Raw genomic sequence first — 15,278 nt, forward strand, 5'->3', positions numbered from 1 at the left:
TATGTAGCGCATGGCTTATTGGTTGGCAGAGGCGCCCATGCCAAATGCGGCGTTATTTTCCGCACAAATGCGCTCGTCGGCCTCAACGATAATGTCCTTGCCTTTGTGCTTGGCATGGCGCGTCTCGAAATGCCAGCCGTTGGGTTCGTCCTTCTCGGTCCATTTACGCGCCGGGATGGTGACGGTAAAAGGACGGGTGTAGACAGTGGGGTCAGTAAACACGGCTTCATAGTTGTAACGCTTGCCGTCAGGACTGAAGATGAAGCGTTCCTGGATATGGCCGTTTTCGCTGATGAACTCACCGGTACGCCCAAACAAGGCCTTGCCGTTGTGATTCTTGACGTCCACCACCAAGGTATTGCCTTCCCAGTGTCCGCGGGAGTCGCCATTCCAGAGCTTAATGTTGTCAGGCAGGTGGGGCTTGTTGTCCAGGTGGATCAAACGGGTGCCGGAGCCAAAATAGAACAAGACATAGCCAGGGTATTGGCGGATTTCGTAGCCATGCCAATAAAAAGACTTCGGGATGCCGCCTGGCGCGCATCTGGCAAGGGGTTCCACCCATTGTTGCTCTACCGGGTCATGGAAATGCGCTTGGAATTCCTTCACCTTTTCCAAGGCCCAGGGCTGGAAAGGCACTTCCCCGTTGGCAGGATCGCTTATCCTGCTGGGAGCGCGCTGGTCGCGAGGCGTTTTCGGCTGTCGGCCAGAGCCGGGAATACCGCCTTGTGGGTCGGTAAAATTATTATGGTTGGCGATGGTATTGGACCAAAAGCCCTGTACGTTCGGCTGGCCGTCTGGAAGGACCGGTCCGCTCCATTTGCCGGAAGCGATCTTGGGGAATGAGCTTTCCTGATCTATGCCGCTATTGTTTTGGCGTGGAGCCGGCGCAGGCTCGCTTTTTTTGTCTTCGGCCAATCCGGTCAAAGAAAGCAATGACAAAGCGCTGATGACAATATAGGCAGCGGGTTTGAAGCTAGGTTTCCGTGGGTTCATGCTGAGTTACCTGTTCTGTTTGCTTTGCTGGGTCACTTGCTGTCAGGCTTGGGCGGATAGTGCTGGTCGTAATCCAGGGTGAAGCGGTAGTCCTCGATCAGCTGGAAATTCTTTTCGCGGTGGCGATGGAGGATGACGCTGATGTTGAACGGACGGCTGAATACCTGGGGATCCTCCAGTGTGGCCTTGTATTCAATGGTGTTCTTGTCGAGGAACGTCCAGCGTTCCACCACATGCAGGGCATCGCTGTGGAAATTGCCGGCATTGTCCAGCCAAGTCTTGTCATTGAAGTGCTTGACGTCCACCACAAGCGTATCGCCTTCCCAATGGGCGCGTGAATCACCCAGCCAATAGTCATTTGGGTCGTCAGGGTGTTCCGTGCCATTAGTGAAAATGGTGCGTACCGAATGCCCGAACTGGAAGAGGACAGTCAAGTCTTCCGGCCTTTGCAGGATTTGAAACGGTTCCGGATAGTAAATGCCCCGTGGCGTACCTAAGGTCCAGCCTTTGGTAGCCGGGTCGGCAGTGGCGCGTGCTTCAAAATTCTTCTTCTTTTGCTCAAGCGCCTTGGGCAGGTACGGAATGAAGTTTCCCTCTACTATTCCCAGACCGGGAGGGGCGTCGATGCGCTTGGCATGAGGCTCGATATCATAATTGGCGGCACTGGTGGTTTGCCATATGCCGGAAAAATCCGGTTTGCCCTTTAACCTGGGAATATCATCCTTCGCCAGTGCATGGCTGGTGATGAAAATCAGCGAAACAAAAGCCAGCGATGCTAAGCGCTTGAAACCGGCTACGCCAGCGGTTGCAAAAATGCTCAAGAAATTTCTCCTAAATTCTTAATCAATTGCTGAAGAAAAACTGTTATTGAGAAACTTCTTTTGCCGTTGGGGCATCCTGCGCGCCGCCAGTTTCAAACGAGCGGCCATCAGTCAAGGTTGTAATGACGGCATAGCCAAACGCTTTTCCGCTCTTGGCGCGATAACCCTTGATGGTGACCTCGGTGCCAATCGGCAGGGTGGATTTAGCCAATCCCTTTTGCTTGAGGCTGAACGGCGTGCCGAATTCAAATCCCCAGTTGGTGACGGTTCCCGAGCTATCCTGGACATCCAGGAATAGCCAGCTATGAGGGTTTACCAGCTCCAGCTTGGTGACTTTGCCTTTTACCTGCACCGGTTGATTGCTATCGAATTCGGCAGAAAACGCATGGTGGGCATTGGCTGGGGTAGAGGCTAGAACAGCATAGATCATGGTCACGCCGAGAGAGCTGGCTAATTTCGAATTCAGTAACTTCACTGAATACTCCTTAAATAAAACTGGTTGCGCAAGATACTGCTTGATGCATGGCCGGAAAGCCCATGCAAAGTCTGAAATATCGTGTGCATTTATCATGCCAGAGCTGGCTTCCAGAGCTAGTCATATCAAGGTGAGTATTAAGTGGTTGATCTGGTTTGGTATGTTTGCAGGATGAGTCCTAAGAATCGAAGGTAATAACTACTCAATATGTTTGATATTCAACAGAGATTGTGTGGAAATCTGTTTGGATTTGTACAGTTGGTTTGAGGCTGAACAATGGATGAAAAAATGCCGGCTTGCGCCGGCACATAATTTTAAATGATTAAGATGGTGATTTAGAACTTAGTGCGCAGTACTACGCCAACGTAACGGCGCTGACCAAGCCCATCATATCCGACAGGTGCACTGTTGCTGTAGGCGTTAACACTAGTGGTATAGATCTTATCGAAAATGTTTTTACCTACAATGTTGAACTCCCAACTATCTCTCTTTCCACCAACGATGCCAAAACCAGCATCAGTGACAGAATAGCCAGATTGTTCACCAAATTCTGACAATAGGTTTTCCACATTTTGCTTGGAACGTATTACTGTACTAAAGAAAGCTTGCGCCTTCAGACCGCCCCAAATTGGCTGTATGTAGTGCGCCCCGATAATACCAGTAAGTTTTGGAGCCCCTACAATCTGCTTGCCAGTATTGTCACAAAGTGGGGAAACACTGGTAGGTATCTCCGCTGGGCAAGTTGCAGTATCCCAATCACTATATTTCGCACGATTGTATGCGCCACCAAAGGTAAAGCTTAAGCGATCAGAATAGAGGTATCCACCTTCTACTTCGATACCTGTAGCCGTGATTTCAGGAATATTGCCAAGTTGTGAACGATATCCGGTGTTACCAGGTGCTGTAGGATCCGCCACGCTGGTGGTCGCTTGATAGCCTTTGACGACAGTGTGATAGATATTCGCATTGAACATTAACCGACGATCAAAGAATAAGCCTTTTGTTCCTAACTCAAAACTGACCGATTTTTCAGGATCAATTGGTACTACAGTCCCATTGCTGTTATTAAATGAAATGGCAGGTGATTTCTCACCGCCGGCCGCCGAGGCATAAAACATTAAGTCATCATTGACTTTATAGCTAGGACTGACCAACCAAGAGATTGAGTTGTCATTGAGCTCATCCGCAGTGACCTTGGCGTAATTACCGATTTGATTATTGCGGATATCAATTGCGTCCTGATTTGTTAGCGCATCACCTCCGGTACTCCATCTTTGCGCACTATTATTCTTGTATTCATAGGTTTTGCGTAAACCAGTAGTCAGGGTGGTCTTTTCCGTTAAATGCCAATTAACCTGGCCGAATACGGCATAGCTATCAGTTTCAGGAGTAAAGCGTGTATTCAGCCGGACATTGTTCAAGGCTTGTTGTAACAATGCAGGCGTGCCTGCTAAAGCAGCGTACTGGGCATTGGAGGCAAAAAATGCACCTGCATCCGAACCATAAGCAGCGCGGTTGGTTTGCTCGGTTTCGCTATGTAAATAGAACAAGCCTACTTGATAGTCGTAGAGCTCACCAATATCTGACGTTAAGCGGATTTCTTGGGAGTATTGCTTGTGATCAACCAAAGTGCCACTTTGGGCAATATCGAAGCGAGTTTGCTCTTGGTCATTGACAGCATCGAAATTATAACCACGATAAGCCGTGATCGAAGTCAGAGTATGGGTACCTATGGTCCAGTCCAACTTGGCAGAAATGCCGTAGTTCTTTGTAAGTAATGGGTCAGCTTGCCCAATATCAATTTTATCCTTGGACCCAATAATGGGTGTATAGCCACCAAAATAACCACGTGCCAAGCGACTACTATACGTGGTATTTCGTACTCCACCGGTCGCAAAGTTAGTTGGATCGTACTGGAACGGTTTCGTGTTGCTGTATTCGTTGGATTCAGAATAGTCCAAGCTGATTTTTGCCCTGAAATTCTCTGTTGGGGTAATCAGCAATTGGAATTTACCACCATAGCGATTTCTCTCGTGGAATCGCTTATCAGCGATGGAGCCTTCTTGGGAGTCATTGATATTTTCAATATCGCCTTGTTGTCGGTCAATGAAGAACGAGGCCCGATATGCAATTACATCATCAATCAAGGCATCTGAAATCGAACCGCGGGCACGTAATGCACCAGGAAAGTCGCTACCATTTTGGTTGGCTCCAACTTCTGTTTCCAGATAGGTCTGACGAGTGAATGTTGGTTCCTTGGTGACATAGTTAATTGCACCTAGGGTAGTGTTCTTGCCTTTCAAGGTCCCTTGAGGGCCGCGCAATACTTCGACGCGATCCAGATCGGTAAAATCTTGGTAAGTCATGCCAGGCAGGCTTAAGTAAACATCATCAACAATTGCTCCGACCGCCGCTTCCAGAGATTCATCCCCTGTAGATTTGCCAATCCCACGGATAGATATTCCTGAACGACGTGCGTTAGGGGTGGTAGCTGTTAAGCCAGGTGCTACTCTAGTGAGGTCATCCACCGTGAAAATACGCTCTCTATCCAGCTTAGGACCGCCAATAACAGAAATCGGGATAGGCACGTCTTGGGCAATTTCTTCACGGTTACGCGAGGTCACCACTACAACACCTAGTGCTGCGGCGTTATCTGCCGCGGATTGTTCCGGCTGGGCCACGGAGGCGGCCGGTGCGGCGGCTACGGGTTGAGGCTGTGCGCCGGTTTCGGTCACCGGAATGTTATAGCGCTGCTTAAGCTCGTTCAACTCCTGGATCAGTTTCGCATTCTCTTCTTGGAGAGTCTCAACGGATTTTGGGTCGCTCTCTGCAGCCGTTGCATAGTGCGGCACGCCGAGCAGGAATCCTGCAGCTACGACAGCCGGTGCGCCGATGTGTGACAGCAGTTTGGCTATAGGCTTTTTACGCAAATGCCCAAGCTTGGAATAGTTCGACATCTAACAATTTCCCCTTTGATTACCTTAAGTTTACAAATTCATAGTGCTAACTCTGAGGGCAACATGTATGCCAAAGGTAAAACTGGAGGTTTGTATGATTTTTTAAGGTATTGATTTTTATATTATTAATGTAGGGTTTTGTTAGGGATTTATTTGAGAGGTTAGAAAAATATCTGTTGGTAAACGGCCAGTTTCGATCATGGATTCTGGTGGCCAATCAACATTTATATTGAATTGTGTTGTGTGATAAACAGACGATAGGTTGTGAATAAGAAAGACTATCTTTCGGTTAGTTTTCTGAAGATTGCTTATGTGGATGATTATTAAAAATTTATTAAATATGACAATAGTGGCAACCTTGGTAAGAGCGGAGGTTGGCACATAAGCTGCTATCAATTGGACTTCCATATCATAATGAATTAAAGGAAATTTATGAGAGTCCTACTGGGTATTTTATGCATGGCTGTTACATTTAATATTAGCCTGGCGCAGGCTGCCGATGAGGCGAAGCCAGCTGCTCAGGTTTATAAAACCAAGAAGCTGGGGAAAGCGGAGATTGATCAATTGCTGGCCCAACCTGAGAAGCTGGTGGTGATCGACGTACGTCGTCCTGACGAGCTGACCAAGATCGGCGGTTTCCCCGCTTATTTGAGTATTCAATCGGCCGATTTGGAGAAGTATCTGGCTTATATTCCCAAGGATCGTAAGGTGGTGACGGTTTCAAATCACGCTGGACGGGCTTTGAAAACCGGCGATATATTGATCGATAAAGGGTTCAATGTAGCAGGTGCGATTGGTGCTCAAAATTATGAGGAGGAGGGAGGAAAACTGACCCGTATTGAGCCGCCTCCTCAGCCTGCTACTGCACAAAAGTAAGCGGTATTTTTAGCCTGTGGCCTTAAGAAATTTGGGCCACGGGTTTCGCCGTAATGTTTGCAGCTAGACAGTGCTGTATGCATTATCTGCTGCTTAAGCAACAGATTTTTAATTCTGATTCTTTGCATATCATTGCAGCGCGTATTGCTCATCATCATTTCTAATTTATGATTCAGAAACTTACTTCTCATCTTTCTTCCGATCGTGCTTTCAACTAAATTAAGCGATTTTATTGGCACAATATCTGCTCCTGCTTTCAAGTTGATGGAAATCCATTTTTTATCAACACTTAAAAAAGCAGAATATTGGATGTTGATTATCCCGATGCGCATAGAGGAGCGAGCATGGCACGTAAAACAGCAAAAGATTTCCCGCCAGAGGCATTGAAAGCTTTCGATCGTTATACCCATGGTGAAATCAGTCGGCGGGGTTTCCTGAATACTGTGGCCAAGTTGGGCGTGGCTGGCTTATCCGCTGAAGCGTTATTGCTTGCGCTTTCTCCCCAATTTGCGGCCGCTGAACAAATAGCGGCGGACGACAAACGTATCCAGACTTCCTGGGTGGAGTTCCCGTCTCCCAATGGCAACGGCAAGGTGAAAGGGTATTTGGTAAAGCCTGCCAAGGTGGAAGGCAAGCTGCCTGTTGTACTGGTGGTACATGAGAACCGGGGTCTGAATCCGCATATCCAGGACATCGCCCGCCGTGTCGCGCTGGATAATTTCATTGCCTTCGCACCTGACGCATTGGCGCCGCTGGGCGGCTATCCCGGCGATGAGGACAAGGCCCGAGAATTGTTTGCCACGCTGGACCAAACCAAGACCCGCGAGGATTTCATCGCCGCTGCAACGGCATTGAAGAAACTGCCCGAAGGCAATGGCAAGCTTGGCGTGGTCGGTTTTTGCTATGGGGGCGGCATTGCCAATTTCCTGGCGACGCGGTTGCCGGACTTGGATGCAGCGGTGCCGTTCTACGGCGCCCATCCGCCTGCAGAAGATGTTGCCAAGATCAAGGCGCCGCTGTTGGTGCAGTTGGCGGAGCAGGATGAGCGCATTACATCGGGCTGGCCCGCATATGAAAGTGCGCTCAAGGCTGCCAATGTGAAATACCAGGCGTATATCTATCCTGGGGTCCAGCATGCTTTCAATAATGACACCACGCCGCGCTATGACGAGGCGGCCGCCAAGCTGGCTTGGCAGCGCACCATTGCATTCTTCAACCAGCACCTGCGTGCTTAAGGGAGCTCTGGTTGAAAGTGAAGCGTAGCAAGTTCATTCACATAATCGCATGGGCAGGTTTCCTGTTCGCGGCAGGTGCGCCGGGTGCAGCGGAAAACATACCACAGCAGACAGCCTTGTCGAGTATCCCCCTTGAGCTTGCCCAGGAGGCGGCACGGGCGAGCATAGCGTCGTGCGCGCGCAAGGACGCCCTCATCGGCGTCAGCATCATAGATAGTGCGGGTGTACTGAAAGTATTGCTGGCGGCGGATGGCGCAACGCCGAGAGGCGTGAGTTCCAGCACGGCAAAAGCGCAGACTGCGCTGGCTTTCGGTGTGGCTACCAGCTATTTGCATGAGCACGTCAAGACGGACAAGGTGCTGGCGGCCAGGGTCGCCGAGAATCCCGCGTATAACAGCCGCCCTGGCGGTGTATTGATCAAGGCAAACGGTCAGGTGCTCGGAGCGATTGGTATAGGCGGCGCCAAGATAGACGAAGAATGCGCGCTTGCCGGTTTGGAAAAGATACAGTCGCGGTTATGAACAGGTCGAGCAATCCGCAAATAATGAACCCGGTGGCGCAATGGCTGTTGATGGCGATGTTTTTGTTCGGGTGTTTTGGCGAAGCGCTGGCCGAAGGGCCGGAGGCGGCTACCGGGCAAGTCAGGGCCAGGCTGGTGGCATCGGTGGATGCGGTGCATGCGGGCGAGGAAATCACGGTAGGCGTTAACCAGCGCATCATCCCGCATTGGCATACCTATTGGATTAACCCGGGCGATTCCGGCATGTCCACCTCGATCGCCTGGACGTTGCCGGAAGGCGCGCAAGCCGATGATATCATCTGGCCTGTGCCCAGCCGGTTCCAGGTCGGCCCCATTACCAATTACGGCTATTCCGATGAAGTCACCTTGTTGACCAAGATACGCGTGCCGGACTCCGTCAGGCCGGGCGACGCTTTCCCGGTGACGGCATTGGTCAACTGGCTGGTATGCGACGATGTCTGCATTCCCCAGGAGGTGACGTTGACGCTGCCGCTGAAGGTGGTCGCGGCAGGCGTGGATGGCGGCAAGGGTAGCGACTTGATCGCCAAGGCGTCCGAGAGGTTGCCGGTCGAAAGCCCTTGGGCATTCAACGCTTATCACCAGCAACAAGGCCCCTTGCTCAAGGTGAACGGCAAGGTGCTGGAGAGTGGCAGCAGGGTAGAAGCCTGGTTCTTCCCCGAAGAGTGGGGCAGGGTGTCCCACAAGGCTGCGCAGCCGAGGCGAGTGGACCCGGAAGCCTTGTTGCTGCAATTGACAGCGGGCGACAACCCATTGGGCGAGGGAGAGTTCCTGAAGGGCGTGTTGGTGCTCAGCAAAGAGACCAACAACGGCAGACTGGCCCAGGGGTATCGAGTGGAGGCCAAGCTGGAGCCGGCGATAGCCGAAACCATCGTTGATGAGGGATCGTCCGCGGATAATGCGCCACTGGCCGTGACCGAGGATATCGGCTTTTATTCGGCCCTGGCGTTCGCATTGCTCGGCGGGATTATTCTCAATCTGATGCCTTGCGTGTTCCCGGTGCTGTCGATCAAGGCGCTTTCCCTGCTGCACCATAGCAAACTATCCCAGACCCAGGTGAAGCTGCAGGGCTGGGCCTATACCGCAGGGGTGCTGGCCAGTTTTGCCGTCCTGGCGGTCGTCTTGATCGTGCTCAAGTCGGCAGGCGGTCAGGTCGGATGGGGGTTTCAGTTCCAGTCGCCTATTTTCGTCATCCTGGTGGCCTATCTCATGTTCGCAGTCGGCTTGAGCCTGTCCGGATTGCTGACCATCGGCAGTTCGTTGAGCGGCATTGGTTCCTCCTTGGCCGACAAGACGGGATACAGCGGCAGCTTCTTCACCGGCGTGCTCGCGACCGTGGTGGCTACCCCTTGCACCGCGCCTTTCATGGGCGGAGCGCTGGGCTATGCAATTTCGCAGCCTGCCGGGGTGCTGGTTGCCATCTTCCTGAGCCTGGGTTTTGGCCTGGCGTTGCCCTACCTGCTATTGAGCCATTGGCCGCGCCTGCAGCGATACCTGCCCAAGCCAGGTATCTGGATGGAGCGTTTCAAGCAGGCGCTGGCCTTCCCGATGTATGGCGCGGCGGTATGGCTAGTCTGGGTGTTGGCGCAACAGGCCGGGCCCAATGCAATTGCGCTTGCGCTATCAGGCATGTTGGCCATCGCCTTGCTGGCGTGGCTGTATGAGATCACGCGGCACGGCAGCGAACGCGTACGCCATGTTGCCAATGCGGTTTCGGTGTTCGGGCTTGTGGCATTGATCTATGGCAGTTACAGCGGCATTCAGTTGTTCGCTTCGGTCAATGCCTCCGTCGCTGCCGATTCCGGAACCGTCGAGAAAAATTGGGAAGCCTACAGCCAGCAGAAGCTGCAAGACTTGCGGGCGGAAGGCAAGCCGGTCTTCGTCAACCTGACTGCCGCATGGTGCATTACGTGCCTGGTCAATGAGCAAGTCGCATTGAGCCAGCGCAAGGTAGTCGATGCCTTCAGCAAATCCGATATCACCTACTTGAAGGGCGACTGGACCAACCAGGACCAACAGATCACGCAGCTGCTCAAGCAGTTCGGACGCAGCGGCGTTCCTTTATACATCCTTTATCCCCCCGGCAAGGAAGCCAAGCCGCAGGTGTTGCCGCAGATTCTGACGCCGGAAATTGTATTGGATGCAGTACAGAAGTTGTGATGATTCACCAGACCCTACTCATAAACCCAACTAATCAAGGAGTTCATCATGTTATTACGTCGTTTGCTGAATATTGCCATTTGCAGTACCAGCCTGGCTTTTCTACCTATTGCAGCACAGGCTGCTGCCGATATCGGTAAGGCTGCTCCTGCTTTCTCGGTCAAGACTGCCACTGGTGAGACATTGAGCCTGGAGTCACTAAAGGGCAAGACCGTGGTATTGGAGTGGACGAATAACGAGTGCCCTTATGTCGTGAAGCATTACGGTAGCGGCAACATTCCTAACTTGCAGAAGGAAGCGACTGCTCAAGGCGTGGTCTGGCTGCAAGTGATATCTTCCGCCCCAGGTACGCAAGGCAATGTCGATGCGCAGACTGCACTCAAGCTCAATGCAGACCGAGGCGCGGCGCCTAGCAAAGTGCTGCTGGATTATGACGGCAAGGTGGGCAAGCAATACGATGCGCAGACCACGCCCCATCTTTACATCATCAATCCTAAAGGAGTGCTGGTCTACAAAGGCGGCATAGATAGCATTGCAACTGCCAAGGTAGAAGACATTGCCAAGGCGGACAACTATGTCAAGCTGGCGCTTTCCGAGCTGGCGAGCGGCAAGAAGGTTTCGCATGCCGTCACCAAGCCTTACGGATGCTCCATCAAGTATGCGAGCTAGGCATTAGCAGCTTGTGTTCAAAAGGCCGGGTTTCCGGCCTTTTTATTTATCTAAATCGCTAACAAAACCCAGTTAAGCGATTATGGTAGGGTGGCACAATAATGCCAGAAGAATTTTGTTATCGGCTTATGGGTTACCGGTCAAGTACCGTGATGGTCTGCCCCATGCATTCCACCACCTGCCCCGCGCGGATTTTGGCGGTCTTGCGCGTTTCTGGCTGACCATCCACCTGCACCAGGCCTTCCGCCACCATGGCCTTGCCCCGGCCGCCGGAATCGGCGATGCCAGCCAGCTTGAGCAGGTTGCAAAGTTCGATATAGTCGTCGCGCAACGTGAATTCCATGATGGTGCCTTGTATTGAATGCCTGCGATTACACCATGTTTTGCATCGCAATGAAACGAGTAGGGCGGGTGTTTCGCGTAAAATAGCATCAACCCATTCAGGAAGGTATTCCATGCAAGTCAATGCCCAGTTCGGGCCAGCATTCTCCCAGGCGATGCAGGCTTTTGACGTGCGCAATGCCCAGGACCCCAACCAGACGCTGATAGATGGAGTGGCTGTTCCCAAGGAGCTGGCTTACGCCCGGCGCATGACGGAGATGTTGCAGCGCTACCGCCCGGATGCCTCCGAGGCATTGCAACTGGCCGCGCGCTGCCAACATATCGAGCGCTGGACCTTGCCGCGCGATGCTTATCCGATGACCAAGCCTGGCTATCACCAGTGGCGGCGCAAGCTCAAGCAATATCACGCGGAAGTGGCGCGCGAGATCATGCAGCAAGCCGGATATGACGAGGAAACGATACTGCGCGTGGCAGCCTTGGTCAGCAAGGAAGCGCCGCTGGCCGATGCCGAGATGCAGGTGCTGGAGGACGTGGTGGTGATGGTATTCGTCGAGTATTACCTTGAGGAATTCGTCGGCCAGCACCCGGAATACGATGTGCCGAAATGGAAGGATATCCTGCGCAAGACCTTGCGCAAGGTATCCAAAGCCGGACATCAAGCCTTGCTGACCCAGGTGAAGTTGCCCCAGGCGCTGGTGCCGCTGACCCAGGAAGTGATGACGGAGGAAGGCTGGTTGTGAGCCTGCGGGAGCGGCAGTTGGCCTTGGCAAACGGCAGCGTAGTGCTCAGGATGGGTCTGCACGAAGTGCTGGTGTTTTTGGGTGGGAAACAGGTAGGGCAGGTACGTTTTCGCGCCCTGGGTTCTGCGAATTCCGATGAACCGCCGGTCTACCGGTTGCAGGAAATCCAGTTGAATGATGCGCTGGCAATCCATTCCGCCGCCATCGGCCAAGAGGCTGTCAATCTGTTTTCTGCTTACACAGGCGCCAGAGTGATATTGCCCAAGGCTAACATATAAAAAGACGTCATTCTGGTTTGAACCCATCGGTCGGATGCGGGAATGCGCCATCGCCGTATGAGCGCATGACTTGCGAAATCACCACCTGGTAGCCATTGAGCAAATTGGATTGCGCGGCCTTTGCCTCCAAGTGTCTGGGATGCTGCATCAGTTTTTGCAGGCCTTGCATGCTTTCCCAGTAGTAAACATTGCAGATGCGCCCGGTTTCCGGGTTCTCCCAAGCCTCTTCGCCGAGATAGCCCGTCGTGTTGCGGGCGAACGCGGCAATTTCTGCATCGATTTGGTGGAACCGTTCGTCCAATTGCTTTTTATCGAAGATGAAGGTTGCGGAATACATACCTTCAGGCCTTTAGGGACAATGGCAAACCAGCCACAATAAAGCTGACTCTGTTGCAGAGTGAAGCCACGGCTTGGTTGAGGCGGCCTGCCTCATCCTGGAACTGCCTGTTGATTTCCCCCAGCGGCACGATGCCCATGCCGACCTCGTTGCTCACCAGCAGTATCTTGCCGGGCAGTGACGGGAGCGCATCGAGCAGGGCGGCGCGTTCGTGTTGCCAGTCCACGCCCTCGGGCGGCGCGCATTCCGGGCAGATGCATTGAGCCAGCCATAGTGTCAGGCAATCGACGAGCAGGCAGCGGCCTGGCGCGGCCTGCTGTTGCAAGGTCTCCGCCAGCTTGTGCGGCACCTCAACGGTTTGCCAGTGCGCGGGGCGGCGCTGCTGGTGCTGGCTGACGCGATGGCCGAATTCGTTGTCGTATACCTGGGCCGTGGCGATATATACCACTTCCAGGCCGCTTTCATGGGCGAGTTTCTCCGCATAGGCGCTCTTGCCTGAGCGTGCGCCGCCGAGGATGAGGTGGTGGTCGTGTGCGTTCATGTTCAACTCCAATGCTTGCTGTGCGCCTGGCTCACGCCCCAGCGCTGCATGATGGTTTGCAATTGCGGCAGCCCGTGTTGGATGGCGGAAGGGCCGGGCTGCAGGATGTCGGCCGACTTGATTTCATGCACCTGCCCGGATTGCACGGCTGGAATGGCATGCCATCCCGGCCTTGCCAGCACGTGTTCCGGCTGGAATTTCTTGCCGCACCACGAACCGATGATGATGTCCGGCTGCCGCCGCACTACTTCGTCCGGGTCGGCAATAATGCGCTGCTTGGCGGACTGGTAAGCGGATAAGTCGGCAAAGCAGTCCTTGCCGCCCGCAATCTCGATCAGCTCGGCCACCCACTGGATGCCGCTGATCAAAGGATCGTTCCATTCCTCAAAATACACCTTGGGCGCAACAGGCAGATGGCTCGCGGTTTCGGCAGCTTGCTGCATGCGCTGGCGCAACCCGGCAATCAATGCCTCTGCGCGGTCGGCGGCATGAGTCAGCGCGCCTAGCGTCGCAATCATGTCCAGGATGCCTTGCACCGAGCGTTGGTTGAATACATGCACTTCCACCCCGGCACGCACAAGGTCGGCGGCAATGTCGGCCTGCAGGTTGGAAAATGCCAGCACAAGGTCCGGCTTTACCGCAAGAATCTTCTCGATCTTGGCGGTGCTGAATCCTGAAACCTTGGTTTTTTCCTGCCGCGCAATCGCCGGGCGGGTGGTAAAGCCCGAGATGCCGGCGATGCGCTCCTGCTCGCCGAGCAGGTACAGCACTTCAGTGGTTTCCGCCGTGAGGCAGGCAATACGCCTTGGGCCTTTCATTCGCTGTCTATCCAGGCGTTTTCCATCATCAGCTCCGACAAGGGGCGTTCCTTGGCCCAGCCTTCTTCCACCAGCATCGGGGTTTTGTAGAACTCGTCGACATGGCCAAGGCAGAGGATGGCGATAGGCTTGGCGCCTTCTGGCATATTGAGCAGCTTGGCTAGCTTGATGGGATCGAAGATGGACACCCAGCCCATGCCCAGTCCCTCGGCGCGCGCCGCCAGCCAAAGGTTCTGGATGGCGCAGGCCACCGAAGCGAGGTCCATCTCCGGCAGGGTTCGGCGGCCGAAGATATAGCGCTCGCGATGGTCGCACAGTCCGGCCACCAATAACTCGCCGCATTGCATGATGCCTTCCACCTTCAGGCGCAGGAATTCGGATTCGCGCTCGCCCAGTGCATGGGCGGTCTGCATGCGCTCTTCCTGCACCAGGTCGTAGATGGCCCGGCGCACTTGATCGCTGGTGATGCGGATGAAGCGCCAAGGCTGCATCAGCCCGACGCTGGGCGCATGATGCGCGGCATCCAGCAGCTTGTGCAGGATTTCCGGTTCTATCGCGCCGGGCTTGAAGTGCCGCATGTCGCGGCGCTGGTGGATGGCGCGGTAGACCCCGGCGATCTCGGGCTCGGTAAAGGCGAATTCGTTGCTGGACATTGCGTGATTGGAGCGAAGTTGGATATTCAAGCAGCCAGTATAAAGCGATTAATCAATTGGTGGCGGCTTACGCTCAAGGCTGGGCTGCAGGATTCTCGATCAATACCAGCTTGCCGGTCTTGGGGTCGCGGTAGACCTGCCCGACAGCTTGATAGCCGCTACCGGCGGCATTGCTGCTGCTCGTTTCTGGCGCCTCGATTTCCTTGCCTTGCTCGATCTCCTTGGGTTTGACCAGCATGGCCTGTCCTCCGGCACTTAAGGCAGCGAGCAAGCCGCAGGCGAATACCAGCATCACGTCCACCAGGTTGACCAGGCTGGCGCGCGGGTCTTCGTCCTCATGGTCGAAGCGGCTTTTCAGGCGCAGCTTGTTTATATTGGCCTTGCTCACGGTTGCGACTCCAGCGTTTCCAGCACGTCCTCATACCAGCGGCGGCGCAATTTGCCGACCACCAGGCCGATGATGCCTGCAATCAGCCCCAGCACCGTGGCGTCGAAGGCGGTAGTGACCGCTTGCGCCAATTGCGCGGGATTGCCCTGCCCGAGCGCGGCCAGGCCAGGTCCGAGCGGGATGATGGTTGCCATCAGGCCGAGCATGGGCGGGATGCGTGACAGGAGGTCGGCGCGTTCCAGCCGGTGGCGGGCCAGCTTGACCACGGCATCGGCATTGGCCGAATTGCGCATAGCCTTAAGGCCGAACAGGCGTTCGCCCACGGCCAGCCCGGCTTCCAGCACGGCAATAATCACGCTGAGCGCCAGGATGGCGATGACCGGCTTCAAGAGCCAGGTGATCGCGTGGTGCAGGGTGTCGAGTTCAAATGACATGATGATGTTCCGTCCTGTGTATG

The 15,278-nt window shown here is 54.0% G+C and carries 19 protein-coding genes; 7 read left to right on the plus strand and 12 right to left on the minus strand.

The features are described 5' to 3' along the window. Positions 1-15: 15 nt before the first annotated feature. The 4 genes from ACW4YW_RS07695 to ACW4YW_RS07710 all read right to left on the minus strand — a co-directional run bounded on the left by ACW4YW_RS07695 (position 16) and on the right by ACW4YW_RS07710 (position 5,246). Positions 16-993 carry a hypothetical protein gene (locus ACW4YW_RS07695; protein WP_457137045.1) on the minus strand — a complete coding sequence of 326 codons (978 nt, stop codon included), beginning with the start codon at positions 991-993 and terminating at the stop codon, positions 16-18. A 32-nt stretch (positions 994-1,025) separates the two neighbouring features. After that, positions 1,026-1,814, minus strand: coding sequence for a hypothetical protein (locus ACW4YW_RS07700; protein WP_457137046.1), 789 nt, complete (start codon positions 1,812-1,814; stop codon positions 1,026-1,028). Positions 1,815-1,857: 43 nt separating this feature from the next. Then, a complete protein-coding gene (locus ACW4YW_RS07705) occupies positions 1,858-2,385 on the minus strand; it encodes a DUF6152 family protein (protein WP_457137047.1) in 528 nt (175 codons plus the stop codon). A gap of 239 nt (positions 2,386-2,624) precedes the next feature. After that, a complete protein-coding gene (locus ACW4YW_RS07710; protein WP_457137048.1) occupies positions 2,625-5,246 on the minus strand; it encodes a TonB-dependent receptor in 2,622 nt (873 codons plus the stop codon). Between the two features lie 432 nt (positions 5,247-5,678). Between ACW4YW_RS07710 and ACW4YW_RS07715 the strand changes: the two genes are divergently transcribed. Beyond that, the gene (locus tag ACW4YW_RS07715; protein WP_457137049.1) at positions 5,679-6,122 is read left to right on the plus strand and encodes a rhodanese-like domain-containing protein; all 444 of its coding nucleotides are present in this window, start codon (positions 5,679-5,681) and stop codon (positions 6,120-6,122) included. On the opposite strand, the gene ACW4YW_RS07720 is transcribed toward ACW4YW_RS07715, so the two are convergent. Then, a complete protein-coding gene (locus ACW4YW_RS07720; RefSeq protein WP_457137050.1) occupies positions 6,098-6,454 on the minus strand; it encodes a hypothetical protein in 357 nt (118 codons plus the stop codon). The two genes, ACW4YW_RS07715 and ACW4YW_RS07720, sit on opposite strands and share 25 nt — an antisense overlap. A gap of 12 nt (positions 6,455-6,466) precedes the next feature. Between ACW4YW_RS07720 and ACW4YW_RS07725 the strand changes: the two genes are divergently transcribed. From ACW4YW_RS07725 to ACW4YW_RS07740, 4 genes are all read left to right on the plus strand, one after another. Further along, positions 6,467-7,357, plus strand: coding sequence for a dienelactone hydrolase family protein (locus ACW4YW_RS07725; RefSeq protein ID WP_457137051.1), 891 nt, complete (start codon positions 6,467-6,469; stop codon positions 7,355-7,357). A 116-nt stretch (positions 7,358-7,473) separates the two neighbouring features. Then, positions 7,474-7,878: a GlcG/HbpS family heme-binding protein gene (locus tag ACW4YW_RS07730; protein ID WP_457137052.1), complete on the plus strand. Its 405-nt coding sequence runs from the start codon at positions 7,474-7,476 to the stop codon at positions 7,876-7,878. Further along, entirely contained in the window at positions 7,875-10,055 is a 2,181-nt protein-coding gene (locus ACW4YW_RS07735) for a protein-disulfide reductase DsbD family protein (RefSeq protein ID WP_457137053.1), read from the plus strand. Before ACW4YW_RS07730 ends, ACW4YW_RS07735 begins: the two co-directional genes overlap by 4 nt. 48 nt (positions 10,056-10,103) lie before the next feature. Continuing rightward, complete coding sequence (locus ACW4YW_RS07740) at positions 10,104-10,724, plus strand: redoxin domain-containing protein (RefSeq protein ID WP_457137054.1); 621 nt, start codon at positions 10,104-10,106, stop codon at positions 10,722-10,724. 133 nt (positions 10,725-10,857) lie between these two features. On the opposite strand, the gene ACW4YW_RS07745 is transcribed toward ACW4YW_RS07740, so the two are convergent. After that, positions 10,858-11,067 (minus strand): RNA-binding S4 domain-containing protein, encoded by a 210-nt coding sequence (locus ACW4YW_RS07745; RefSeq protein ID WP_457137055.1) that lies wholly within the window; start codon positions 11,065-11,067, stop codon positions 10,858-10,860. A gap of 112 nt (positions 11,068-11,179) precedes the next feature. Here ACW4YW_RS07745 and ACW4YW_RS07750 point away from each other — a divergent pair, with 112 nt between their 5' ends. After that, a complete protein-coding gene (locus ACW4YW_RS07750; protein WP_457137056.1) occupies positions 11,180-11,806 on the plus strand; it encodes a DUF4202 domain-containing protein in 627 nt (208 codons plus the stop codon). Beyond that, positions 11,803-12,084, plus strand: coding sequence for a hypothetical protein (locus ACW4YW_RS07755; RefSeq protein ID WP_457137057.1), 282 nt, complete (start codon positions 11,803-11,805; stop codon positions 12,082-12,084). Before ACW4YW_RS07750 ends, ACW4YW_RS07755 begins: the two co-directional genes overlap by 4 nt. Before the next feature lie 7 nt (positions 12,085-12,091). Here ACW4YW_RS07755 and ACW4YW_RS07760 read toward each other — a convergent pair whose 3' ends face one another. The 6 genes from ACW4YW_RS07760 to ACW4YW_RS07785 all read right to left on the minus strand — a co-directional run bounded on the left by ACW4YW_RS07760 (position 12,092) and on the right by ACW4YW_RS07785 (position 15,255). Further along, entirely contained in the window at positions 12,092-12,421 is a 330-nt protein-coding gene (locus ACW4YW_RS07760; protein WP_457137058.1) for an antibiotic biosynthesis monooxygenase family protein, read from the minus strand. A gap of 4 nt (positions 12,422-12,425) precedes the next feature. Beyond that, positions 12,426-12,962, minus strand: a complete 537-nt coding sequence (cobU, locus tag ACW4YW_RS07765; RefSeq protein ID WP_457137059.1) for a bifunctional adenosylcobinamide kinase/adenosylcobinamide-phosphate guanylyltransferase — start codon at positions 12,960-12,962, stop codon at positions 12,426-12,428. A gap of 2 nt (positions 12,963-12,964) precedes the next feature. Beyond that, a complete protein-coding gene (locus ACW4YW_RS07770) occupies positions 12,965-13,780 on the minus strand; it encodes a cobalamin-binding protein (protein WP_457137060.1) in 816 nt (271 codons plus the stop codon). Next, complete coding sequence (gene bluB, locus ACW4YW_RS07775) at positions 13,777-14,433, minus strand: 5,6-dimethylbenzimidazole synthase (protein ID WP_457137061.1); 657 nt, start codon at positions 14,431-14,433, stop codon at positions 13,777-13,779. The genes ACW4YW_RS07770 and bluB overlap by 4 nt, the downstream gene beginning before the upstream one ends. Positions 14,434-14,506: 73 nt before the next feature. Further along, on the minus strand, positions 14,507-14,821 hold the full coding sequence (locus ACW4YW_RS07780) for a DUF2149 domain-containing protein (protein ID WP_407994452.1): 315 nt from the start codon (positions 14,819-14,821) through the stop codon (positions 14,507-14,509). After that, a complete protein-coding gene (locus ACW4YW_RS07785; RefSeq protein ID WP_457137062.1) occupies positions 14,818-15,255 on the minus strand; it encodes a MotA/TolQ/ExbB proton channel family protein in 438 nt (145 codons plus the stop codon). Before ACW4YW_RS07785 ends, ACW4YW_RS07780 begins: the two co-directional genes overlap by 4 nt. Between the last annotated feature and the right edge of the window lie 23 nt (positions 15,256-15,278).

Source organism: Methylobacillus pratensis (genome assembly GCF_054072455.1).

Coding starts and splice junctions, on each gene's coding strand:
- ACW4YW_RS07695 (WP_457137045.1), bottom strand. CDS start 993: ATGAACCCACGGAAACCTAGCTTCAAACCCGCTGCCTATATTGTCATC.
- ACW4YW_RS07705 (WP_457137047.1), bottom strand. CDS start 2,385: ATGATAAATGCACACGATATTTCAGACTTTGCATGGGCTTTCCGGCCA.
- ACW4YW_RS07710 (WP_457137048.1), bottom strand. CDS start 5,246: ATGTCGAACTATTCCAAGCTTGGGCATTTGCGTAAAAAGCCTATAGCC.
- ACW4YW_RS07715 (WP_457137049.1), top strand. CDS start 5,679: ATGAGAGTCCTACTGGGTATTTTATGCATGGCTGTTACATTTAATATT.
- ACW4YW_RS07720 (WP_457137050.1), bottom strand. CDS start 6,454: ATGCGCATCGGGATAATCAACATCCAATATTCTGCTTTTTTAAGTGTT.
- ACW4YW_RS07725 (WP_457137051.1), top strand. CDS start 6,467: ATGGCACGTAAAACAGCAAAAGATTTCCCGCCAGAGGCATTGAAAGCT.
- ACW4YW_RS07735 (WP_457137053.1), top strand. CDS start 7,875: ATGAACAGGTCGAGCAATCCGCAAATAATGAACCCGGTGGCGCAATGG.
- ACW4YW_RS07740 (WP_457137054.1), top strand. CDS start 10,104: ATGTTATTACGTCGTTTGCTGAATATTGCCATTTGCAGTACCAGCCTG.
- ACW4YW_RS07745 (WP_457137055.1), bottom strand. CDS start 11,067: ATGGAATTCACGTTGCGCGACGACTATATCGAACTTTGCAACCTGCTC.
- ACW4YW_RS07750 (WP_457137056.1), top strand. CDS start 11,180: ATGCAAGTCAATGCCCAGTTCGGGCCAGCATTCTCCCAGGCGATGCAG.
- ACW4YW_RS07760 (WP_457137058.1), bottom strand. CDS start 12,421: ATGTATTCCGCAACCTTCATCTTCGATAAAAAGCAATTGGACGAACGG.
- cobU (WP_457137059.1), bottom strand. CDS start 12,962: ATGAACGCACACGACCACCACCTCATCCTCGGCGGCGCACGCTCAGGC.
- ACW4YW_RS07770 (WP_457137060.1), bottom strand. CDS start 13,780: ATGAAAGGCCCAAGGCGTATTGCCTGCCTCACGGCGGAAACCACTGAA.
- bluB (WP_457137061.1), bottom strand. CDS start 14,433: ATGTCCAGCAACGAATTCGCCTTTACCGAGCCCGAGATCGCCGGGGTC.
- ACW4YW_RS07785 (WP_457137062.1), bottom strand. CDS start 15,255: ATGTCATTTGAACTCGACACCCTGCACCACGCGATCACCTGGCTCTTG.